This is a genomic window from Oxynema mangrovii CENA135 (assembly GCF_016632315.1).
Taxonomy (GTDB): Bacteria; Cyanobacteriota; Cyanobacteriia; order Cyanobacteriales; family Laspinemataceae; genus Oxynema; species Oxynema aestuarii.
Window position 1 is genome coordinate 510475 of the sequence record NZ_JAEOXH010000002.1, and the last position, 23107, is coordinate 533581.

Sequence of the window (23107 nt, forward strand, 5' to 3'; positions counted from 1 at the left end):
TCAGGATGCATTCGCTTCCCCTAATACAGGCGGCTGACGACGTAATCAGCAAGCTTTATCAAGGTTTGACGCGCGGGGGAAGCGGCAAGGGACTCTAGATGTCCGACGGCCAGTTTAGCATGGTGGGTTGCCAGTTTGCGAGCTTGCTCGATGCCCGTGGAATCGTGAATCAGGGCGATCGCCTGCTCTAAATCCCCTTCTTGGGCGAACTCGCGCTCGATCGCCACCGCTAAGGCAGGTTTTTCGGCCAAGGCATATAAAGCCGGGGCGGTTAAATTACCGCTTTTGAGATCCGACGCGGCGGGTTTGCCCAGGGATTCGCTCGAACTGGTGAAGTCTAAAATATCATCGACGATTTGAAAGGCCAAGCCGATATGTCGTCCGTACTCATAGAGATCTTCGACTATTTCCGGCTCGACCTCACTTAAGATCCCGGCGGCTTTGGAACTGTTGGCAATCAGCGAAGCCGTTTTGTAGTAGCTCTTTTCCAGGTAAGCCTCGATGGACAACTCGGTGTCAAATCGATTCATCCCCTGCCGGATCTCCCCTTCGGCCAAATCCATAATCACTTTGGACAGTAATTTGACCACTTCCAAATTATCTAAGTTGGCCAAATACCAAGAGGATTGGGCAAACAAGAAGTCTCCCGCCAAGACGGCGACCCGATTGCCGAACAAGCTGTGAACCGTGGCAATTCCCCGCCGGACTTCCGATTCGTCTACAACGTCGTCGTGGACGAGACTGGCGGTATGGATCATTTCGGTAATCTCCGCCAGGCGACGGTGACGGGGCGTGATTTCGCGATCGAGCAGGGTGGCTTTCGAGAGTAACAGGACAATCGCTGGTCTCACCTGTTTTCCCCGCGCCCCGAAAAGATGTTCTGCGGCAGCGTACAAAATCGGGTGGCGGGCCCCGACCAGATTTTTTAGGTTCTCTGTGAGCAACCTCAGGTCTGCTTCAACCGGGGAAAAGAGGGAGGTGGTTGACGTCATGGATAGGCCGACTCGGGCGTAAATTTACGAAATTTTACATATATTCTAAGCGAAGCCTCTCGGATAGGAAAGTTTTATCGAAAAAATATCGTCAAAATCCATGCCAGAGACTCATTCGGAGATTGTAAAGAATTGTTAAGCATAGGGGCTGGGGGACTCCAAAACGAGCCGATCTTGTGATAGGGTAGGAGTTAAGAATTTAAACAATTCCATACATAAAGCGGCACGACACGACGGGGTTTTCCTTGAAGACCGCAAGTGGGTGTTGTAGCTTAAGTGTAAAGCAAGATACGTTTTTAGCTGGCGGGCGCCTGAGTATGTGGCGCGTTGGCGACTTATCAAACTCTATCGATCCGAGACGGTTACGATTTCGTAACGACAATCCTGGTGGTGAGGCTCGGGTCGGGGGAAGATTCCCCGGAGGGGGAGGGTCGAGATCGCGAGCGGGCGATCGCCAGAGACAAGCGAGCCAACGGTTTCGGTCAGTCCGCGCTCGGGCTACGTCGGCCTGAGTCCGGACGGTTCGCTCCGATACCATCAACCGATGAGAACCATTCCAGAGCTGCCGTTCTGGTCGGTTTTCTCGTAGCCGAGCAGGGGCGCGCACCCGCTCGCCGAAAATGCCGATCGCCTTCGTCTGGCTTGTGTATGGCTTTGTCTGTTAACCCGTCTCCCTCGCATTCACCTTCTGGCCGTACTATGAATTATCTCGATATGCCTTTGATTATTCCAATTCTTGCCACGGGTTATTTGCTGACGGTTTACGTATTACTGACATTTGTAGGGCGCACGTCGAGGCGATCGAGTTCTCGTCCCTAGCCCGTTGACCGCCGTCAGTCCGAGGAGTCGGCAGAGTCCACGGCGACAGCCATCTCCAGACGACTCCCCAGACAACCCCATCGCTCCGTATTCTCGTAGGAATACGGAGCGATTTTTTCAGTCCGGAGGTGCCTACTCCACCGCTTCCACGGGTAAGGGCTGCTGTTCGACACTGGGCAAACAAATTTTTTCCACCAGAGGCGTACAGCCCAACCAGGGAACCGCCCGTCGGGCGAACTCTTCGGGGGAGCCACTCACGCAAAAGCGCGTCGGTAGGGCCGGGAGGGTTTCGCGTATCCCTAACATTTCCAACTCTTGCGCCGCCGCCGTGACCACGTGAACCGCCGGGTCTACTAAAGCGACCGAGGGGGGCAGAATCGTTTTAAACACCGGAGCCAAGAGGGGATAATGGGTGCAACCGTAAACCAGGGTATCGATCCGTTGTTCTTGTAACGGGGCGAGATATTCTCGGGCGACTTCCATGGTGTACGGATCGTGAATGCGATTGCGCTCGATCAGGGGGACGAATTCGGGACAGCCGACTTGCCAAACTCTGGCGTCTGGATTCATTTCACAGATCGCCCGACGGTAGGCATTGCTGGCGGCGGTGGCGGGAGTGGCGATCGCGCCGATCCGCCGACCCCGACTGACTGCAGCGCGGGCGCCGGGCAAAATCAACCCCAAAATCGGCAAGTCAAATTCCGATCGCACCACATCCAGGGCGAGGGCCGAACTGGTATTGCAGGCCATAATCGCCATTTTGATGCCTTGGGGAACCATCCAGTGCAGGATCTCGCGCACGAACTGGATAATTTCTGCTTGAGAGCGATTGCCGTAAGGTAGGCGGGCCGTATCGGCAAAATAAAGAATCGATTCGTGGGGCAATTGTCTGTAGAGTTCTCTCAAAACGGTTAAGCCGCCCACGCCACTGTCGAAAATACCAATTTTGGCGCGTTCCGGCGCCGAACCTGCAAACGCGGAGCGCGCGTCTTCCGAGGCGGTCGGTCGGTTGTGGGGGTCGGGGGAGAGAGAGGAGAAATCGGTTTGCATGGAACAATCGCCCTTCGTAACAGTCGGATCGGAGGCAGACAGATTATACACAGGTGATTCTGACAAGGGTTTAGAAAAACAAGTCGTTGGCGATCGCGAGCCGCGATCGAACCGCGATCGGGGTAGGACAGACTAACGATTTTGTTGAAGGTACTGTAATATACCCCGGGCGATTGCGGAAGCCATTTGCTGCTGGTAAGCCGGGTCAGCCAAACGAGGAGCGTCGCGCGCTCCGGTCACAAACCCGACTTCTACCAGAACCGCAGGCATCGCCGTGTGTCGGAGGACGTAAAACCGCGCTTGACGAACACCGCGATCGCCCGCTCTCGTCGTTTGCAAAATACTGTTGTGAATCGTGCGCGCGAGGCGATCGCCACTGGCGTAATAATACGTCTCGATCCCGTTGACATCAGGGCGACTCATATCGATCGCGTTGGCGTGAATGCTGACAAAAATATCCGCATTGACCCGATTCGCCAGTTGGACGCGCGGGGCCAGATCGATTTCGCGATCGTCGCGCCGGGTAATCACCGCTTGAACGCCGTTTTGTTCCAGAATCGAGACCACTTGTTGGGAGATCGGCAAAACGATATTTTTTTCTTGTAAGCCGCCGATCCCGATCGCGCCGGGGTCGCGACCCCCATGCCCGGGATCGATAACCACCACCAGGCGTTCGCGACGGTTTTGAGCCGTTGGGGCAGGAAAAGGACGGTTTGAGGGAGCATTCGCCAGATCGCGGTTGGGAGGATTGAGGGTTGTTGACGATCGCTCCAAGGCCAGGGAGAGCATTTCCGGACTCGACTGAGTTAAAGTTCCGATCCGCACTCCCGCCGCAGGCTGCACGAGGATTTGAACCGTTTCCGGATCCGCTTGCTTGAGGCGAACCCACAATAACGAACTGTTGGGAAAACGCTCCGCGCGATTGGCGCCAGAGGCTAACTGAGCGCCGGGAATCGTGATTTGATAGACTCCCGTAGAGCGATCCCAGCCACTGCTGTAGGTGAACGGACCGTCCGAACGAATCGACAGTTGCGACCCGCTATTTTCCAAGTCGATCGAGCGAATCGTCACGGGACGATCGCTTGGGACCGACGGCGGCGAAGAAGACGATCCTCGGGCGATCGCGGCGCTCGGATCTTGGGGAAGCAGGACGATCCCGCCGAGATTGCTGGCGCTGGCGACCCACTGGGCCTCCGGGTTCTCCAGTTCTAAGGTGAGGCGGGTGACCGGGGGAGAATTGTTCGTTTCCGAGAGGGTGAAGCGCTTGACCCCATGACGGGCGACCATTTGCTGGCGCGATCGCAGTTGGGTCGAAATCGTCGCACCGCGCACGTCGATGTAGACTTGGGCGCGATCGCGGCTGTGCTGCACTTCGACGGCGGCGACATTGCCCTGGGTCCGGATAAACAAGCCGTCGGGGGTCACTTGAATATTTTCAACCCGTCCCGCGCCTCCTTCCCCCGTACTCGACGGGGCGCCGCGATTTCCCCCGTTCAACCCACCATCGGACAGATTGGCGATCGGTTCGGGATCGGGCAGTTCGACCACCCACTCACTGGCAGAATCGCCGTGAAATCTAACCGCTTGCGGGTTGAGGGTATAGCCGGGTTTCAATTCGATCACCAAGCGGGTGATATTTGACTCGAACTGTCCCACCCGGATCGAATCAAAACCCGGTTTGGCGATCGCCTGTTCCTGTAACGGTCGTCCCAGGGTCGTTCCCGGTAAATCGATCGTCAAGCGCGTCGGATTGGCAATCAATTGAGCCTTGGGTTGGACTCCCCCTTGGGTTGTAAAGTAGAGTCGGTTTTCGTTAGCATCGAAACGCCACGATTCCAGCCTCGCCGCATTCGCCGGAGACGACAGCAACAATACGGCGATCGCCGTCGGTAGCAGCCATGAACATACGCGCAACTTCACCCTATTTACTCCTCTGGAGATCTTCTATCTGTTGTAAATAAGTTCTCAATACTTCGCTCCCGGATCCCTTGATTCTCTTGATTTCAGATTAATTCCCGCGCCTGTCTAACTCCGTCCTCAGTTTTGAGCCAATCGCGTAACGCTGCTAGACCTCGACCGAGAGATCGGGAAGTTCTCAACAACTTGTTAAAATCCTCCGTGTTTGAAGGCACTGACCCTCGATTTTAGATCGTCCCAGCAGGTTGCGAACGGGTTTTGCACTCGAATCGAGAGGGGATTCGCTCGATTTTAACAACTCAAAGCCGATGTTTTGCGAACTCGACTCAAAAAGCAGGCAACCGACTCAACTTTCCTGACCCGTATTGGGGATACTCGATTTACAGGGTCAATAACACCCGATAGCGAAGCGACGCCGGAGGCGTTTCGACTCCAGTTTCAATCGCTCCGATTGAGGCGATCGCCCTCTTTCTAATCCTTTTCTACTTTTTACTGCGTTTAACCGCTTCAATCGGTCAAAAATTAGTCAAAAATTGGTCGAAACTATCCCCCAAACACCCCCAAAGTTTAACGATTGACGACCCGAGCGGCGATCGCCTTTGCCGTTAAGGGATCTGATACCCCGTCACCCTTAAAATTAAATCGCTTTTTCTCGGATCTAAACTAAAAATAAACGCTCCTTCTTTTGTTTCTCCCCGAGACAGAAAATCGATCTGTTGGTTGCCGCTTTCTCGGATTTCTCCTTTTTCTAAAAGCTTGGCAGAGATTCGCACCGAAGATGCGGTTTCTCCGCCTCGATTGACAATCTGAAAAGGAACGTAAAATTGGCCATATTCTTCGCGAATCAACCCCTCGGATGTAATAGAAAGAATAGGAGGATCGGCGGGTTGGGTCAGCCCGTCGTAAATCACTAATCCGATTACGGTTCCGACGAGGAATAAGGCGATCGCGAACGTACACCATTCCGGCAGCGATCGCCCTCTAGTTCTGTTACTTTTGGCGTCGCTTTGTTCGGGCGATCGCCTTTCTTCGACGCTATCTTTTAACTCTTGAGAATTCATAAATTCATACAGCCAGACGTCCGGCAGCACCGCCAATGGTCGCCGGAAGTCCCAGTAAGAGAACGTGGCGCAACCATTCATTCCAAGGGTCGCTAAAGGTTAAATTTTGAAAGAACCAGAGCATGATCGCACTGGCGATCAGGGAAACTAGATAACATAATAAAGTTTCACTTAAGGGATTTTCAAACCAGCCTCGGTGTTGAAAACGTTTGTTTTGATTGATAAATCCAGCGATGAAAACTATACCATAAGAAATCAACAAGGAAGAAATAATAATAGCAATCAGCCAGATTGGAGATGTTGCCGCCGCCAACATGGGGATTTCGTCGGTAGGAGCGAGGCTAAAGGCGACGGTAGTCGCTCCGATTAAGGTAGCGCTGATATCGGTTAAAGTATCGTTGAAATTAGCAGAAGTTTGGGAGGATGTTGGCGATTTTATCGTCTTTTGATCGGCAATAGAAGAGTCGCGATCGCCCCTTAAAAAAGAGCGGGCTAAGGCGACGCCGAGAGAAAAGGGCAATCCTTCAAAGACCAGTTTACCTAAGATTTCAGTGAGCGGCGTGGTTTGATTGATTTCCCGCAATAAAATGAGAATGTAGGCGGCACAAGTAAAGCCGATCGCCATTGCTTCGATACTTTCCATGGCGGTATCGAGCCAGCTCATGGGGGATTTTTTGTAATGACGAAATCCGGCGGTACGGTTGAAGAGAAAAACTGCCGCATAAGTTAAGGAGATCGCCCCCAAACGAATCCACGGTTTGGTAAAGGAACCGACCCACCAAACTTCCATGGTATAGAGTAAGGGAATGCCGAATAAAAATCCGCCCAACGACCCGCAAATGAGATCGTTGAGTTCTCGTAACCACAGGGAAGAAATAGGGGAGACGGATGGCGGTTTCATGGAGGGCTGGCGGGGGCGATCGCCGCGCGTTAGGGTTAGGGCATTTGAATCGGAATCAGGCGATTTTCCGGGAGATATTCGCAATAATGCTCGTCTTGAGAAAGAACGAGCAGGACATGCAAGAACCAATCGGGTTCGGTGGGTAAATCGGCCCAAGGAATGGCAATTTCCAAGCAGAGATCGAGTCCGACTTGGGCGCGACTTTGGCGGGAGTGCCATTGGAAGTTGGCCGCCGCTTCTTGGAAGGACAGGGAACGGGTGAGCAGGTTGATGGCGAGGTGGTGGCGGAAGTGGTAGTTCAGGGGTTCGGAGTCCGGGAGATTTTTAAGGGGAATCGGACTGTTGAGCATCGTGCGATCGGGATAGTACCACAGCAGATTGAGTTCGGGGGGGCAGTCTTTCCCGGGACGGATTCCGCGTTTGAAGTCGAGACGGAGGTAGAAATTGAGGTGATCGACGCCGTACCAGATGCCTTGAATGGCGCTGCTGCGGTGCATGGTGCCTCGGGCGCCCCCGACTTCGATCCGTCCGGCTTTGTCCCAATCTTGCTCGTCGGCTTTGCCATCGATCGCGGGATGGATAAAGCTTTGAGGACGGCGATCGCCTTGTTGTACGTGGTCTTCGACGGATGTTTCGATTTCTGAGGGGATCGGCTCGTTTAAGGCTTGGTAGAGGGCGGCGAGATGTTCGCGGAACAATTGGTCGAACATCGCATCTTGGTTCGAGCTGTGTCCTTCGCCGAACCACCAGAACCAGTCCGACCCTTCGGCGGCGTAGAGGGCTTCCCAGGCTTCGGGGTTATTTTCTTCGGTGGCTTCGGGATGTTTGGCGAGGGTGGCGCGGGCTTGGGCGAGCAGGTCCCAGGCGCGGTTTTTGGCGGGATCGCCGATCCAGGTGGTGAGGCTGCCATCGACCCAGGAACCGCTATGGAGGCGATCGCTCGGTAGGGTTTCGGTGGGGGGGAAGCGATCGAGAAATTCGGAGACGGTGACGAGTTGGATCTCGTCGTCGTCGCTTAAAGTGCTATATAATGCGTCGAGGAAGATTTGGCCGTCGCGTTCGTAGAATTCCCAGCAGTTTTCGCCGTCGAGGGCGATCGTCACCAGCCAGGGGTCTTGCAAACCGCTTTCGACGCTTTCACTCTGGCGTTTTTTCAGGGAATGGGCGATCGCCTCCAAGTGACCGATTAAGTCGGACGCCGCTTTATACGGGTTCATGGTGGCGTAGGTGAAGCCGAGTAAATCGGACAAGCGGTGGTCGCGAAAGACGATCGACAGGTCGCCCTGTTCTGTTTCCAAGCGATAGGGACGATAGAGTAATTCCGGTTCGTAGAGGTTACCGACGCCGTCGCGATGGAAAAAGTGGTTGAGGGTCCAGCCTAAAATGGCTTCGTCGGAGCAGATCCATTTGAAGCCCTGGCGGGCGATATGGGGTAAAATCTCGGGGCTGACCGCTTGTTCCGAGGGCCATAAGCCCCGGGGCGATCGCTCGAAGCGATCGCAGTACATCTCCCACGATTTTCTTAAATGGCGCGGAATATCTTCGGCCCATTGAAAGCGATTTTCGGGTAACTCCATTTTGGGAATGGCCACCCGTCCCGCATTCGTATCGGCGAGCAAGGGTAAAATCGGATGGGTGTAGGGGCTGGTAATCACTTCGAGCTGGCCGATTTCCTGCATTTGGCGGTGTTGGGGCAGGATGCGGCTCATGATTTCGCGCTGTTTGGCGTAAATGCGCTGGCGGTCTTCTAAGTTAAAGTTGCGCCCCTGTTTCAACCACACTTCGATATCGGGATCGTCCCAGAAGAGGGGGTCGATCCAAGCGAGGTTGTGCCATGCGAGCAAGTCGGCGTATTCTTGCAGCGTCCAGTTTTCCAGACACCAACTTTTCCCGTTTTCTTGCCGTTGTTCGTAGAGTTCGGCGTAGCGGTGGTGGGGGTCGATTAAGGTGCGGTGGTTACCGTCGAAGAAATGATCGACGATGAAGTGTTTGTCTTCGGTGGTGAGTTGGTCGTCGGGTTTGAGGGCGACGGCGAGGTAAGGATCGCAGGCGGTTCCGGCGATGTAGTCTTCGAGTTGGAGGATGAGGGAGGGAACCAGGTTGACGGTTTGGTGCAGGTTGGGGTAGCGATCGAGCAACAGCACTAAATCGAGATAGTCTTTGGTTCCGTGCAGTCGCACCCAAGGTAACCGATACTCACCGCCCATGCGACTTTTATAAAGGGGTTGGTGTTGGTGCCAAATGAACGCAACGTAGAGTGGATGAGGCATAAGTATCCGATGAGAAACGAACGGGTTTCCCTGTTCACTCTATCGAAAAACGCACCCCCAGGGAGGATTTGTCGGATTTTAGATAAGGGACTTTACATTTGCGGTCGGGCGATCGGGTTAAGCTCAGCTAAGTCTTTAAACTCGTAAAAAAAGGAGGCCATTTGCTGACCTCCTCAACTTCAATTAATTCAATGGCTTATTCGCCGATTGCACCAATTTTAGACATACTCGATATCTGTGTTAGCCAATGCTGGCGTTCCATTCAGAGTAGCGAGCAGCACTTCGCCACCTGCCACACCGTCGGCATCGTAGCGGAGTTCGCCAGTCGTCGTATTGTAAATAAACTGAGGAGCACCTGCACCATCGGCAGCTACGGTTCCCGCTCCTGAGATAAATTGGGTACCAGCAGCCGGATTAGAACCGATCGCCAGACCGCCAAAGGCTCCAGTTGCCACTGAAATCTTATCCGTTCCGACCGTAAAGTTGTTGATGGTATCGGTTCCTTCAGTCGTGGCATTATAACGGAATGAATCAGCAGCCGCACCACCTGTCAACACGTCGTTACCGTTACCGCCAACAAGGATATCACCTGCGGTACCCGCAGTGATGTTATCATTGCCGTCGCCGCCTGCAAGAACGCCAGCCACGGCTCCACCAGTCAGGACATCATCTCCAGCCGTTCCATCATTGTCGCCGATGGTGATTGTTGTTGTTGTCGCTGCCCCTAAGTTGTAACCCGACGCCGTAGTTGGTGTATCCAAGGTGATAATGACCGTTTCATCTCCCTCACCAATCGCGTCATCGATGGGAGTGACCGTAAAGGCTGTCGCTCCGGCAGCACCAAAGTTGACGGTTCCTGTTGCTACAATTGGGGCGGTCGTGTTGTCGTAGTCAGTGCCACCCGTTGCCGTTCCTGTAACCGTATAAGCAACGGTAATCCCACCTGCCGGGAAAACACCCGCTCCGGCAGCAACGGTAATCTCAAACGCACCTGTATCGCCATTTTCATTGGCATTGGCATCGGTTGCGGCAATCGTTACCGTCGGTGCGTCGTCATCAACAATAGTTGCCGTTGCAGTTGGCGTATTGTTGGCAATGTTGTATCCAGCAGGCGCAACCAATGTAATATCAATGGTTTCCCCCGGATCGACATCGAGATCGTCGATCGTCGGTACGGTAATCGTTGCTGTATCAGAACCTGCGGCAAAGGTCGCCGTTCCCAAGCCCGTGTTGTCGTAGTCCGTGCCTGCAGTTGCCGTACCGCCGAATGTATAATTCACGGTGAGTGCGGCAGCGAGTTGATCCGCCGAACCCGTGCGAGTCAAATTGAAGGTACTCGCAACTGCACCCGCTTCTTCCCCGCTAACGACTGGGTTGGCGGCATCGAAACCGATTTCGGGAATCTCGTCGTCGATGATGTTCAAGGTAGCCGTGCTGTTGGCACCGAGAGCATAATCCGCGCCTGCGTCGAGGGTCACGGTCACCGTTTCACCCGGATCGATATCGGCATCGTCGATGATAGGAACGGCAAGCGTCGCTTGTGCTTCTCCAGCCGCAAAGGTCACACTCGTACCAAAATCGGTGTAGTCAGTTCCGGCGGTGGCATTGCCTCCAACTGTATAGTTCACGGTCAGCGCATTAGTGAGATCTCCGGTACGACTGAGGACGAATTCTCCATCAACTGGAGTCGCCGTAAACAGAGGATTGGATTCCGCACCTGCAACGTTCGGGGCGATGGTCACCGTGGGTTGTTCGTCGTCGGTGATGGTCTGAGAAACCGTGGGAGACCCCGAAATGATGTAACCATCGACGGTGCCGAGAGTGACATCTAAGGTTTCATTGGGATCTAACTCCGTATCGTCAACAACATCGAGTTGAATCGTACCCGTGGTCTGCCCTTCCGCGATCGTGAGACTTCCACCGTTGGGATCGGTGTAGTCTGCGGCACTGGCCGTTCCTCCTACCGTGTAAGGAATCGTCACCCCGCCAGCAGGAGCAGCCGTACTTAAGGTGACTGTATAGGTCGCACTGGTTGCAGGTTCGGCAGGTGCTGTCGCTGCTTCTAAAGCAATTGAGGGAGTTTCGTTGTCTAAGATCGTTAAGGTCTGAGTCGCGTCACCGTCAATTGTCAACCCTGCTGGGGGAGTGAGGGTGACTTCAATGGTCTCGCCGGGATCGACGTCGGCATCGTCGAGGGTGGGAACGGTGATGACAGCTTGGGAAGAACCCGCCGCAAAGGTCGCCGTTCCGCTCAATGCGGTGTAGTCAGTGCCTGCAGTGGCGGTTCCGGCAACGGTGTAGTTGACGGTAAGCTCTTGACTGGCATCCCCAGCCCGCGAGAGAACGAACGTCCCTGCGACCTGTTCGGCTTCTTGAGGAGTGGCTCCCGCCGCGATGCTGATGCTGGAAGATTCATTATCGAGAATCGTCAAGCTCTGAGTTGCGTCTCCGGCAATGGTGAGACCCGTGGGTGCAGCAATGGTGACGTCGATGGTTTCACCCCCATCGACGTCGGTATCGTCGAGGGTGGGGACTTCGATAATTGCTTGAGACTCGCCGACACCAAAGGTCGCCGTTCCGCTCAATGCCGTGTAGTCGGTGCCTGCGGTGGCGGTTCCGCCAACGGTGTAGTTGACGGTTAAGGCTTGGGTCGTTTCACCGCCTCGGGAGAGGACAAAGGTTCCAGCAACGGGGCCAGCTTCTTGGGGAGTGACTCCAGGAGCGAGGCTGATGCTTCCCGGCGGCGGCGGCGGCGGGGGAACGACGGGCGGGGGAGCGCCAGGAGTCACGTCCGGCGGGGGCGGAACGTTGGGAAAAGTGTTCGGGTCGGTGACTGCTGGCGGCGGTGGCGGCGCCGGGGGCGAGCCGGGTTGTCCGGTGATGGTGGTGGCATCGACGTCGCGCAGGATGGCGAGAAATTCCCCGGTGACGTTCTGCTGGATGATGGTGTGGTTGGCGAAGTCGCCGGTCCCTTGGAAGATGTTGAGCTGGTCGAAGGTTAAATCGCCGAGCAGTTGGAGGGTGTCTTGACCGCTCACAAAGTCGAGGAACCAGTCTGCATCGTCAAGGGTGGGTCCGCCGATCCCGTTGCCGAGGGTGAAGCGATCGCTCCCGTCCCCTCCGGTCAGGCTGTCGGAGCCTTTGTCGCCGTAGAGCCAGTCATCGCCGAGGTCGCCGAAGATTTCGTCGTTTTCTTGGCCGCCATAAATGGTGTCGTTATCTTGACCGCCATAAATGATGTCGGCTCCACGATCGCCGAACATGACGTCATTGCCTGTATTGCCGAAAAGTAAATCGTTTTCGTTGTCCGCATCGGTAATGTTAATCCCGTTACCGCCGAGAACGGTATCGTTTCCTTCTCCAGCGACGACGGTATCGCTCCCGCGATCGCCGAACAAGAGGTCATCACCTTCGTTACCGAAGACTTGGTCGTTGTCTTGACCGCCGCGAGCCGTATCATTGCCCGGACCGCCAACGACCACATCGTTATTTTGGTTACCGTTTAAATTATCCCCTCCTTCGTTGCCGAAGATGGTATCGTCTCCATTGAGCGCCAGATAATCGTCAAATCCTGAGTTTCCGGCGAAAAAGTCATTGCCGGAGGTTCCTAAAGTCGTCATATTTCCATTTCTCCCACCACTACAGGTATGGCTTGTGAAAGCTCATCCACGGAAGCCTAAATATGTTAGGTACGTTAACAGCAAGAATGCCCGAGGTTGAATTTCTAGCTACAACAAGCGTTTTAAAACTTTTCTGGTTCGCTAGACTCCAACAAGATGAGGGCTGTTCCCCTTGCAGGCATAATATACTATGCCTTTTGAAAAGGTAAGAGTCTGCAAGCAAGAGCAATCTCGCTCCTACCTCCTTGTTACATGCCAACCTCGTTCGATCCGCAGTTCCAACAAACTTAGGCTTCTCTTGCGATCCCCATCGAGCCGACAACCCCTGGATTGACTGGAATCATACAAACAGGGGAGGGGCGATCGCCCTCCCCCCGCATTAAAGCATTCCCACTGACGCGGGCCAATCTAAATCACTTGTTCGACTTCGGCAATTTCGGGGATCGACTCGCGCAGTTTGCGCTCGATCCCCATTTTCAAGGTCATGGTCGAACTCGGGCAAGACCCACAGGCTCCTTGCAGTCGCAATTTGACGATCGGTCCTTCGAGTTCGACTAACTCTACGTTGCCGCCATCAGCCATCAAATAAGGCCGCAGTTCGTCTAATACGGTTTCGACGTTCTCGGGGGTCAGGGCTAGGGTTGCAGACATGTTGTCTCCTCGTACAATCTTTGGGCTTGCTGTTGTTGAAAATTTTAACGGGTCTTCGAGGATCTCGGCACTCTTCGATCGCCTCTCGTCGCGGATCGGTACCGAGGTCGGGGAGGCGCGATCGCCTTCTCTAGACGGCCACAGGTTCGAGTAGCTTGATATTCGAGTAGTTAAACTCGGTGACGGTCACTTCTCCTTTCTCTTTGGCCTTGACAACCTGCTGCGTCATGAGGTAATAATCGCCGAAGCGATCGTAACGATCCTCAAATTCCAATTCTTTAATCGTTTCTCCCGTTTGCGGATTGCGGAAAATCGCATCGTAATGGCTCGCCGCATAGCCGCTTCCCGTATCCAAACTCTCGTGAGTGTCGATGGTAAACGCCATGCGTCCCATGACGCGGCTGACCTGGCAAATTTCGGTACCGCGCACTTTATAATTCGATCCCATCGCATCGCCTTCGACTAAAACTTCGACGGCGCCCGTTTCGTCGCGATCGCCCAAACTAAAACGGTTTTTGCCGTGAGCGTTCTCAAAGGTGTTGCGCTTGCGGTGAGTGACGACATCGCGCAATTGAGTATAAACGCTCTGGCTGACTTCCTCGTCTTCGATCCCGTTGACTTCGACGCTCAAATCGCCATTAATCCGAATCTGACCCGTGTAGACTTCATCCCCTTGTTTCAGTTCGATATCGGCGCTGTATCCGGGAAAGCGATCGTCCCAAGTGTAGCGGCTTTCGTAAGCCGAACGGAATAAGTCGCGAGCTTCGTTATTTTCACTCATATCTTTTGAGTCTCGATCTCAATATTGTTCATCTATCCGCTCTCTAAAACTTACTCAAACTTAATCATTTGATGTTTAGTTCCTAGCTTGGATCTTCCGAGACCTTTCCATCACTAGGCTTACACGGCTGAGCTCTCCGCGTTTTCTACATTAATTGCCGCATTTAAGTCACGATCTATGGAGACGTGACAGCTCGGACAATCATACTGTCTTTTGTCCAGGGGCATTTTTTGTTGGTGTCCGCAGTTAGAGCAGATCTGCGAACTGGGATACCACGGGCCAATCAGCGTTAATTGGCTCCCATACCACTCGCATTTATCCTCAAGCTGACGACGGAACTCATCAAACCCACCATCCGCAATCGCACTAGCCAGCTTGTGATTTTTGAGCATCCCTGACACATTTAAGTCTTCGATTTTTACTTCGCCGTGGTTCTTGGCTAAGTAAGTTGTTAACTTGTGTAAATGGTCGGCTCTAATATCCGCGATGCGTCGGTGGGCTTTTGCTAACTTGACTTTAGTTTTTTCTCGGTTTTTACCTCCTTTTTGACGGCGACTTAGTTCTTTCTGGAGTTGAGCTAGTTTTTTCTGGGCCTGGCGATAAGCTTTCGGATTGGGATAGGTTTTACCATCGCTCAGGGTAGCCTTTTGATTCCTACGTCTACCCCAATCCGCTCTCTTCCTTGTTGATTCCTACATCTACCCCAATCCGCTCTCTTCCTTTTAAAGTGGCCTGGGGTTCAAAATCAATTTTGAAGGCAATATACCAGTCCCCTGCTCGTCTACTTATCGTGACGTTTTTAGGATGGACTGGCGGTAACTGTTCGTGGCTTTTTACCCAACCGATCCGAGGTAGCTTTACCCAATAACCGGAAACTTTAATGCTTCCTTCCAGGTAAAAACTGTCTTTGACCTTCTTTTTCTTAAACTTGGGGAAACCTGTTCCTTTGACTTGCCCAACTCGCTTAAACGCTTTATTGAGGTGACGCAACGCTTCTTGAGGGCTGCATTTGGAGACTTCATAGTACCAAGGATTCTGACTTTTTACCTCGGCGACTAATCTTTTGTGTAAGTCTATGGCGGTTGGCAGTCGATCTCCGGCTTCTAATATTTCCTTACAGGTAGCCAGTCCCCAATTCCAAGCGGGTCGAGCTACTCCTGCGTGTTTCGCCATCAGCGTTCGTTGTCGGTTATTTAAGTCTAGTTTGGTCTTAAAGCTTTTCACTCACTTTTTAACTGCTCAACAATCTTTTTGTTCGGCTAACTTCGGCTACCATAAAGACTAGCAGAAAACAATGGAGATGGTGAATCCGCGATTTTTGCGGCTTCGGCGATTCTAAACTTACTCAAATTCTTATTTGAGCATAAAAAATGAGTAATTTTAGGAAACTTTAGATAGAAATTTAAAATTTAAACCCTGTTTTTAACCCTCATTTTTAACGAATTGCGGTTCCCCGACCCAGTACGGAAAACCGCGCTTGAGGGCGAGACCGGGCTATTTTTCCGAGCTTTTGGGGGCAATTGTCCTGGGGAGACGCTACACGATCGCCCCGACTGAAAATGAGGACGGTTCGGAGATCGAAGGGAGGCGATCGCCCCTCAATTCAATAAATCGAGGGAATCGGAAGATCCGAGGGACACGATCGCGGGTTCTTGATAAAGCGGGACGACAAAGGTCACCGTCGAACCGAGTCCTTCCCCGAGACTGTAAAAATTCACCCGACCTCCCATCGCCTCGATCAGTTTCTGTGAAATTGCCAATCCCAATCCCGTTCCGCCATATTGTCGGGTGCGATCGCTATCGACTTGCGAAAACGATTGAAAGAGTTTGTCTTGCTTGTCTAAAGAAACGCCAATTCCCGTATCGGTGACGGAAATCTGCACTACACCGGGCAATTCCACCCCCCGGACTTCGACTTTATTTTTAACAATCGTCGCGCGAATTTCGATTCCGCCTTCGTGGGTAAATTTAATCGCGTTTCCGACAATATTTAACATCACTTGTAACAAGCGCTGATAGTTGCCATACAGCAAAATTTCATCTTCTGTTTCGGGAAGGTGAATTTGTAAGGTTAGATTTTTCTGTTGGACTAAAGCACGGGTATGGTTTTCGACCGTGGTCACCAATTCGCCGAGATTGACGGGATTGAGATCCAAGTGCATTTTACCTGCTTCAATTTTGGCGATATCTAAAATATCGTTAATTAAATTGAGCAGGTGTAAGGCGGAACGATAGGCTTCTTCAATAAACTGTTTTTCTTCTTCTTCATCTTCGGCCATACCTTCCATAATCAATTTTAAAAAGCCGATCATGCCGTTGAGAGGGGTTCGTAATTCGTGAGAGGTATTGGCTAGAAATTGGCTTTTGAGTTTGGAGGCGGCTTCGGCTTGTTCGCGCGCTTGTTCTAATTCTTGATATAAGGTGGCGTGGGCGATCGCCGTTCCCACTTGTTCGCCGAGTTCTCGGACAAATTCGATTTCGGCGGCGCCCCAGGTGCGATCGGGTTCCGGGTCGGGATCGCGCTGGCGTTCGCCATCTGCGATCGCTTCCTGACACAGACACACTAATGCATTCGGACGATCTTGATAGCGGGTGGCGAAGATCAGCGCCGCTTGAGGGGCGCACCCGGGTAGAATCAGAGTTTCGACGGCGATCGCGTCCGGAGAGTCTAAAGCGCGTTGCCAGTCCGGATAGTCTTCGAGGAGGAAGTCCCAACCGAGGAGGGACGGGCGATCGCCGGGACAATATTCGGCAGTGACCTGCACGCAGTTTCTGGCGCTATTGTAAAGACAAATGAAGCAACGGCTGACTCCGAGAGCTTCGGCTAACCCTTTAACGGTTTGTCGGGCGATCGTATTCAAATCGAGGGTTCGCCGAATTTGCCGCGACATTTGGGCGAGCAGTTTTTGATACAGTTCCGATCCCGGGGGGAGAGTACGGCGCAAACTGCCAACGATCTCGGCGAGTAATTTTTGATGGAGGTTCAACCCGGAGGCGAGCAGGTGAGTATTGTTTGGATTCTCGTTGGTGGGGAGTTCGCACTCGCTCAGGACGCCAGGAATCGTTCGTCCCATCACCAAGACTTGCTGACCTTCCGAGTTGGAATCGGGTATGGCGGCGATCGTCAGGTCGAAAAGAAAGTAGCAATCCCGATAGCGAAAGGGGTAGCTGAAGCGTTCGGGAACCCCGGAGGACAGGACGCGCCTGACGCGATCGCCGTAGGGGACGATCGCCACGGGTTGGAACTGTTCGTCGATGCGGGTTCCAATCAAGGTCTGAGGGTCGAGTTCGCACTCGCTGGCCCTTTCCCAATAAAATGCACGGTAATAACCTTCGCGGTCGTGGGTGAAGGCTAACGGGGCGCCGAGGGCTTCTAACCAGTTATCCCCTTGTTGCGAGTGATGGGATGGCCCAGACGCAGAATTACTAGAAACGGAAAAGCGATCGGCAGATGCCATGAGCGGAGTCCGAAAGTAAACGGCCAGGGGTTGGCATGAAGCGATCGCCTCCCAAAAGTAATGGCAGCGAAACGACGGCGATCGCTAACAGCAGTTAAATTCTGACCCCAAGCTAGCATTTTATTGGAGACGCTCGCCGCTCCTATAACGTTTCCTAGATCGATCTCCTCCCTCGACCATCCCCCCCAAGCCCCCTGAAACAGGGGGCAAGCCCGGCAAAGTCCCCTGTTTCAGGGGGATTTAGGGGGATCGGAGTTGTCCCTCATGATTTGAGACAATGTTCGAACACTGCTCGACCAGCGCGGTGGCGAGACTGACCGCCAGCTCTTCAGATGTCTATTTCTCTAGGTTATGGCGAGCTACAACCTAGAGATTTTTCACGCTCTAATCATTCCACTCGCCCCGTGGGGGAACGGGAGGATTTCTTAATAAGTTTCGACTCAAGTCGTTGTCTCTGCTGCGTTCGCCGCGCAACCACTGCCTCACGGCAGTTTCGATGACTTTGCTCGGATCGTTGGTTAAATGTTGGATTTGTTCGAGTAGTTCGGCATCTAAATGAATAGAAACTTCTACTTTTTCTTTCCGATCGGAATGCACGACCTGGTCATTCATAGGACATTAATTCTCTCAGCAAAAAATAAGGATAAAGTAGAATGAACAACAGATTCTGTTGTATGAGGCACTCGTGACCTTGAGATCGCCCGGGCGATCGCCAAATGATTCCATTGCAGTCGAACCGAGGGAATAACGGACCGATCGCCCTCAAGGGGAGGACGGTTCGAGCGGCGCGATCGCCGTGCGGCTCGTCGAACACAGGGATTGAAGTCGGTAGAAATTTTGAGAAGAACCCGAACCCATTATATCAAGGCTTGGAACCAAGCGAGCCTGACCCGAGGATACCCCAGCCAACTCGGGGCCGATAGAGGGGGCGATCGCTTCCCCTAGCGCACGAGTGTCTCGGAAACCATTAAAATGTGTTAAGCATTGCCACCGTTCGAGCCGTCAACGACGAGACGACCTCGACGGGTCGCACGGCGATCGCGCCGTTCTCCCCTTGCCGCGTACTCCTTCACGCAATTAGCCACGAACCTAAAGCTTATGACCGACGTTCCTGTTTCTCGCATTCGCAACTTTTCCATTATCGCTCATATCGACCACGGTAAATCCACCTTGGCCGACCGTCTGCTGATGGCGACAGGCACTGTCGAGGATCGGGTCATGAAACAGCAATTCCTCGACAACATGGATCTCGAACGGGAGCGCGGCATTACCATCAAGCTGCAAGCGGCCCGCATGAACTACAAAGGCAAAGACGGTCAGCAATACGTCCTCAACCTAATCGACACCCCCGGACACGTGGACTTCTCCTACGAAGTCTCTCGCTCCCTGGTCGCCTGCGAAGGCGCCTTACTCGTCGTCGATGCCTCTCAAGGGGTCGAAGCTCAAACCCTCGCCAACGTCTATCTGGCCCTCGAACACGACCTTGAAATTATCCCCGTTCTCAATAAAATCGACCTGCCGGGAGCCGAACCCGAGCGCGTCAAAGCCGAAATCGAAGAAGTGATCGGACTCGACTGCTCCCAAGCCATTCTCGCCTCGGCGAAAGAAGGGATCGGGATCGACGAAATTCTCGAATCGATCGTTCACTTGGTGCCACCGCCTCAAGATACGATCGACCAACCTCTGCGCGCCCTGATTTTCGATAGCTACTACGACCCCTATCGCGGCGTCATCGTCTATTTCCGGGTCGTCGATGGGACGGTCAAACACGGCGATCGCGTGCGCCTGATGGCGTCGAAAAAAGAATACGAAATCGACGAACTCGGCGTCTTGTGTCCCACCCAAAAACCCGTAGACGAACTGCACGCCGGAGAAGTCGGTTACTTCGCCGCCGCGATTAAAACGGTGGAAGATGCGCGGGTCGGCGATACGATCACTCTGGCCAAAGCCCAAGCCAGCGAAGCCCTTCCGGGTTACACCGAAGCGAAACCGATGGTTTTTTGCGGGATGTTCCCCACGGACTCGGATCAGTTCGAGGACCTGCGCGAAGCCCTCGAAAAGCTCAAGCTCAACGATGCGGCCCTGTCTTACGAACCGGAAACCTCCAGCGCGATGGGTTTCGGCTTCCGATGCGGCTTCCTCGGGCTGCTGCACATGGAAATCGTCCAAGAACGGTTAGAGCGCGAATACGACCTCGATTTGATTACGACGGCCCCTTCCGTGGTCTATCGGGTCACGACGATTGACGGGGAAGAGCTGCTGGTAGACAATCCGAGTAATTTACCCGACCCGCAAGAACGGGAGAAAATCGAGGAACCCTACGTGCGGGTGGAGATGATTACGCCGGAAACGTATGTCGGGGCGTTGATGGAGTTGAGCCAGTCCCGGCGCGGCGAGTTTAAGGATATGAAATATCTGACCTTGGGGCGGACGACGTTAGTATACGAGTTGCCCTTGGCGGAGTTGGTGACGGACTTTTTCGATCAGATGAAGTCGCGATCGCGCGGTTATGCGAGTATGGAATATCATCCGATCGGCTATCGCGAAAATCCTCTGGTGCGGATGGATATTTTGATTAATAGCGATCCGGTCGATGCCCTCTCGACGATCGTCCACCGGGATAAAGCGTATCCGGTGGGACGGGCGTTAGTGGAAAAGCTCAAAGAGTTGATCCCGCGTCATCAGTTTAAGGTTCCCCTGCAAGCGGCGATCGGTTCGCGGGTGATTGCCAGCGAGAGTATTCCCGCTTTGCGTAAGGACGTGTTGGCGAAGTGTTACGGCGGCGATATCAGCCGGAAGAAGAAACTGCTGCAAAAGCAAGCGAAAGGGAAGAAGCGCTTGAAGGCGATCGGAACGGTGGACGTCCCCCAAGATGCGTTTATGGCCGTTCTCAAGCTCGATCGCGGTTGATCCGGCCATCGATTCGGCTCCCAATACTTTATATAAATTAACGACCGGGTACTTGACAATTGGCACCCGGTCGTTCTTAGCTCGCCACCGAAAAAAGACTACGGGCGATCGCAAATCTTAAGACTCCTAGTGTCCTCTAGACAGTTACTTTCGGGCAGGTTAGGTTAGAAGTCGAATTTCACCCCTTTTCAGGCAGTTGACGATGAGAATTTTGGTCACGGGTGGGGCTGGTTTTATTGGTTCCCACCTTATCGATCGCCTAATGGACCAAGGCCATGAAGTATTGTGTCTCGATAACTTCTTCACCGGACACAAACACAATATCCTCAAATGGTTGGATAACCCCTACTTCGAGCTGATCCGCCACGACATCACCGAACCGATTCGTTTGGAAGTCGATCAAATTTACCACCTCGCCTGTCCGGCGTCTCCGGTTCACTACCAATACAACCCGGTCAAGACCATCAAAACCAACGTGATCGGAACCCTATTCATGCTCGGATTGGCCAAACGGGTGAAAGCACGCTTCCTCTTGGCTTCGACCTCCGAAGTCTACGGCGACCCCGACGTTCATCCCCAAACTGAAGAATATCGCGGCAACGTCAACACGATCGGGATTCGCTCCTGTTACGACGAAGGCAAACGAGTCGCCGAAACCCTGGCGTTCGACTACCACCGTCAAAATGGCGTCGATATCCGGGTCGCCCGGATCTTCAATACTTACGGCCCGCGCATGTTAGAAAATGACGGTCGCGTGGTCAGCAATTTTATCGTGCAAGCCTTGCGCGGCATTCCCCTGACCGTTTACGGCGATGGCTCCCAAACCCGCAGTTTTTGCTACGTCTCGGACTTGGTCGAAGGCTTGATTCGCCTGATGAATGGCGAGTCTACCGGACCGATCAACCTCGGTAACCCGGACGAATACACGATTCTCGAATTGGCCGAAAAAATTCAAAAAACGGTCAATCCCGACGCCGAAATTCAGTTTAAACCCCTTCCCCAAGACGACCCCCGCCAGCGCCAGCCGGATATCACCAAAGCGAAAACCTTCCTCGGTTGGCAACCCACGATTCCTCTGGATGAAGGGTTAAAGTTAACGATAGAAGATTTTCGCAGCCGTTTGAGGTCTAGTTAACCCGATCGCCTGGGAATACTAACCGGGAAAGCCAATTGTTGTCTAAAAATGCAGGTTTATCCCGAAAACAAGTGACTTTGCCAGAAATCAGGGTGCTGGACGGAAGGACATCACTATTTCAATTGGAGGATTTACCCCGATGCGCGTTTGTGTCATTGGAACCGGATACGTAGGTTTAGTCACGGGCGCTTGCTTGGCGCACACCGGGCATCACGTGATCTGCGTCGATAATAACGAACAAAAAGTCAAGATGATGAAAGCCGGACAGTCCCCGATTTACGAACCGGGCTTGTCCGATATCATTCAAAAAGCGTCTCAAGAAGATTTATTGGAATTTACGACCGATCTCGCTTATGGGGTCAATCACGGCGATATTTTATTTATTGCTGTCGGGACTCCGGCGTTACCGACTGGAGAAAGCGATACCCGCTATGTGGAAGCGGTCGCCCGAGGAATCGGCAGTCATCTGGAGAAAGGCTATAAGGTCATTGTCAATAAGTCTACGGTGCCGATTGGGTCCGGGGACTGGGTACGCATGATCGTTCTCGACGGGATTGCGGAACGTCAGAAAGCCTCTGGCGGCGGCAATAGCATTTCGGGAGATGAAGCGGCGGCGAAGTTGGGAATCGAGTTCGACGTGGTGAGCAATCCCGAGTTTTTACGGGAAGGTTCGGCGGTTTACGATACGTTTAATCCCGATCGCATTGTCTTGGGGGGTAACAGTGACAAGGCCCTCTCGATGATGGAAGAACTGTATCAGCCGATTGTCAAGCGCAAGTTTGGGGAAGATCCTTCGTTACCTCCGGTTCCGGTGGTCAAGACGGATTTGAGTTCGGCGGAAATGATCAAGTATGCGGCCAACTCGTTCTTGGCGACAAAGATTAGTTATATTAACGAGATTGCCAATATCTGCGATCGCGTCGGCGCCGATGTCGTGCAAGTGGCGAAGGGGATCGGTCTCGATTCGCGCATCGGCACTAAGTTTCTACAAGCGGGGATCGGTTGGGGGGGGTCTTGCTTCCCGAAAGATGTTTCGGCCCTGATTCATACCTCGGACGATTACGGTTACGACGCCCAATTGCTCAAAGCGGCGGTGGATGTCAACAAGCGCCAGCGCACGATCGCGATCGAAAAACTCCAACACGAACTGAAAATCCTCAAAGGTAAAACGGTCGGTCTGTTGGGGTTGACGTTCAAACCGGATACGGACGACATGCGCGACGCCCCCGCCCTCAATTTGATCGAACAACTCAACCGCTTGGGAACGAAGGTCAAGGCTTACGACCCGATCGTTTCTCAAAGTGGCATCGGTCAGGGTCTCAGTGGGGTCGTGGTGGAAACGAGCCCCGAACAGTTAGCTTACGCTTGCGATGCTCTGGTTGTGGTCACGGACTGGCAGCAGTTCTTGACCTTGGATTATGCGGCGATGGCGAAGGTGATGAACAATCCGGTCATTATTGACGGTCGCAATTTCCTCGATCGCAAAATGTTGCAAAAAGCCGGATTCCGTTATGTGGGCATCGGCTGTTCTTAATTGAATCG

Annotated in this window: 15 protein-coding genes and 1 pseudogene; 3 read left to right on the forward strand and 13 right to left on the reverse strand. The window is 53.3% G+C overall.

The features are described from left to right. Nucleotides 1–20: 20 nt before the first annotated feature. From sds to JJD41_RS16045, 13 genes and pseudogenes are all read right to left on the reverse strand, one after another. The gene (gene sds, locus JJD41_RS15985) at nucleotides 21–992 is read right to left on the reverse strand and encodes a solanesyl diphosphate synthase (RefSeq protein WP_200668196.1); all 972 of its coding nucleotides are present in this window, start codon (nucleotides 990–992) and stop codon (nucleotides 21–23) included. A gap of 951 nt (nucleotides 993–1943) precedes the next feature. Continuing rightward, nucleotides 1944–2861 carry a glutamate racemase gene (gene murI / locus JJD41_RS15990; RefSeq protein WP_200668198.1) on the reverse strand — a complete coding sequence of 306 codons (918 nt, stop codon included), beginning with the start codon at nucleotides 2859–2861 and terminating at the stop codon, nucleotides 1944–1946. A 132-nt stretch (nucleotides 2862–2993) separates the two neighbouring features. After that, nucleotides 2994–4781, reverse strand: a complete 1788-nt coding sequence (locus JJD41_RS15995) for an N-acetylmuramoyl-L-alanine amidase (RefSeq protein WP_370583861.1) — start codon at nucleotides 4779–4781, stop codon at nucleotides 2994–2996. A gap of 602 nt (nucleotides 4782–5383) precedes the next feature. After that, nucleotides 5384–5869, reverse strand: a complete 486-nt coding sequence (locus JJD41_RS16000) for a TIGR02588 family protein (protein ID WP_370583862.1) — start codon at nucleotides 5867–5869, stop codon at nucleotides 5384–5386. Continuing rightward, complete coding sequence (locus JJD41_RS16005; protein ID WP_200668200.1) at nucleotides 5844–6740, reverse strand: TIGR02587 family membrane protein; 897 nt, start codon at nucleotides 6738–6740, stop codon at nucleotides 5844–5846. The genes JJD41_RS16000 and JJD41_RS16005 overlap by 26 nt, the downstream gene beginning before the upstream one ends. Nucleotides 6741–6775: 35 nt before the next feature. Next, a complete protein-coding gene (locus JJD41_RS16010; RefSeq protein ID WP_200668202.1) occupies nucleotides 6776–9010 on the reverse strand; it encodes a glycoside hydrolase in 2235 nt (744 codons plus the stop codon). Between the two features lie 218 nt (nucleotides 9011–9228). Further along, the gene (locus JJD41_RS16015; RefSeq protein ID WP_200668204.1) at nucleotides 9229–12630 is read right to left on the reverse strand and encodes a beta strand repeat-containing protein; all 3402 of its coding nucleotides are present in this window, start codon (nucleotides 12628–12630) and stop codon (nucleotides 9229–9231) included. Between the two features lie 408 nt (nucleotides 12631–13038). Next, the gene (locus JJD41_RS16020) at nucleotides 13039–13281 is read right to left on the reverse strand and encodes a NifU family protein (RefSeq protein WP_168570979.1); all 243 of its coding nucleotides are present in this window, start codon (nucleotides 13279–13281) and stop codon (nucleotides 13039–13041) included. Nucleotides 13282–13411: 130 nt separating this feature from the next. Continuing rightward, complete coding sequence (locus tag JJD41_RS16025) at nucleotides 13412–14062, reverse strand: DUF3386 domain-containing protein (RefSeq protein ID WP_200668206.1); 651 nt, start codon at nucleotides 14060–14062, stop codon at nucleotides 13412–13414. A gap of 119 nt (nucleotides 14063–14181) precedes the next feature. Then, nucleotides 14182–15235: pseudogene (locus JJD41_RS25755) on the reverse strand (RNA-guided endonuclease InsQ/TnpB family protein). A gap of 425 nt (nucleotides 15236–15660) precedes the next feature. Continuing rightward, the gene (locus JJD41_RS16035) at nucleotides 15661–17520 is read right to left on the reverse strand and encodes a GAF domain-containing protein (RefSeq protein ID WP_200668224.1); all 1860 of its coding nucleotides are present in this window, start codon (nucleotides 17518–17520) and stop codon (nucleotides 15661–15663) included. Nucleotides 17521–17904: 384 nt separating this feature from the next. Then, nucleotides 17905–18132 carry a type II toxin-antitoxin system CcdA family antitoxin gene (locus JJD41_RS16040; protein ID WP_168570990.1) on the reverse strand — a complete coding sequence of 76 codons (228 nt, stop codon included), beginning with the start codon at nucleotides 18130–18132 and terminating at the stop codon, nucleotides 17905–17907. After that, nucleotides 18125–18334, reverse strand: coding sequence for a hypothetical protein (locus tag JJD41_RS16045; RefSeq protein WP_200668226.1), 210 nt, complete (start codon nucleotides 18332–18334; stop codon nucleotides 18125–18127). Before JJD41_RS16045 ends, JJD41_RS16040 begins: the two co-directional genes overlap by 8 nt. Before the next feature lie 284 nt (nucleotides 18335–18618). On the opposite strand from JJD41_RS16045, the gene lepA reads away from it, so the two are divergent. The 3 genes from lepA to JJD41_RS16060 all read left to right on the forward strand — a co-directional run bounded on the left by lepA (nucleotide 18619) and on the right by JJD41_RS16060 (nucleotide 23099). Beyond that, nucleotides 18619–20430: a translation elongation factor 4 gene (lepA, locus tag JJD41_RS16050; RefSeq protein ID WP_200668235.1), complete on the forward strand. Its 1812-nt coding sequence runs from the start codon at nucleotides 18619–18621 to the stop codon at nucleotides 20428–20430. Between the two features lie 202 nt (nucleotides 20431–20632). After that, nucleotides 20633–21565, forward strand: coding sequence for a UDP-glucuronic acid decarboxylase family protein (locus JJD41_RS16055; protein WP_168570992.1), 933 nt, complete (start codon nucleotides 20633–20635; stop codon nucleotides 21563–21565). Between the two features lie 139 nt (nucleotides 21566–21704). Then, nucleotides 21705–23099: a UDP-glucose dehydrogenase family protein gene (locus JJD41_RS16060; protein ID WP_200668237.1), complete on the forward strand. Its 1395-nt coding sequence runs from the start codon at nucleotides 21705–21707 to the stop codon at nucleotides 23097–23099. The last annotated feature ends 8 nt before the right edge of the window (nucleotides 23100–23107 follow it).

What these genes read in the sequence shown, in the direction of transcription:
- sds (WP_200668196.1), bottom strand. Translation starts at nt 992, where the DNA reads ATGACGTCAACCACCTCCCTCTTTTCCCCGGTTGAAGCAGACCTGAGG.
- murI (WP_200668198.1), bottom strand. Translation starts at nt 2,861, where the DNA reads ATGCAAACCGATTTCTCCTCTCTCTCCCCCGACCCCCACAACCGACCG.
- JJD41_RS16005 (WP_200668200.1), bottom strand. Translation starts at nt 6,740, where the DNA reads ATGAAACCGCCATCCGTCTCCCCTATTTCTTCCCTGTGGTTACGAGAA.
- JJD41_RS16010 (WP_200668202.1), bottom strand. Translation starts at nt 9,010, where the DNA reads ATGCCTCATCCACTCTACGTTGCGTTCATTTGGCACCAACACCAACCC.
- JJD41_RS16015 (WP_200668204.1), bottom strand. Translation starts at nt 12,630, where the DNA reads ATGACGACTTTAGGAACCTCCGGCAATGACTTTTTCGCCGGAAACTCA.
- JJD41_RS16020 (WP_168570979.1), bottom strand. Translation starts at nt 13,281, where the DNA reads ATGTCTGCAACCCTAGCCCTGACCCCCGAGAACGTCGAAACCGTATTA.
- JJD41_RS16025 (WP_200668206.1), bottom strand. Translation starts at nt 14,062, where the DNA reads ATGAGTGAAAATAACGAAGCTCGCGACTTATTCCGTTCGGCTTACGAA.
- JJD41_RS16035 (WP_200668224.1), bottom strand. Translation starts at nt 17,520, where the DNA reads ATGGCATCTGCCGATCGCTTTTCCGTTTCTAGTAATTCTGCGTCTGGG.
- JJD41_RS16040 (WP_168570990.1), bottom strand. Translation starts at nt 18,132, where the DNA reads ATGAATGACCAGGTCGTGCATTCCGATCGGAAAGAAAAAGTAGAAGTT.
- lepA (WP_200668235.1), top strand. Translation starts at nt 18,619, where the DNA reads ATGACCGACGTTCCTGTTTCTCGCATTCGCAACTTTTCCATTATCGCT.
- JJD41_RS16055 (WP_168570992.1), top strand. Translation starts at nt 20,633, where the DNA reads ATGAGAATTTTGGTCACGGGTGGGGCTGGTTTTATTGGTTCCCACCTT.
- JJD41_RS16060 (WP_200668237.1), top strand. Translation starts at nt 21,705, where the DNA reads ATGCGCGTTTGTGTCATTGGAACCGGATACGTAGGTTTAGTCACGGGC.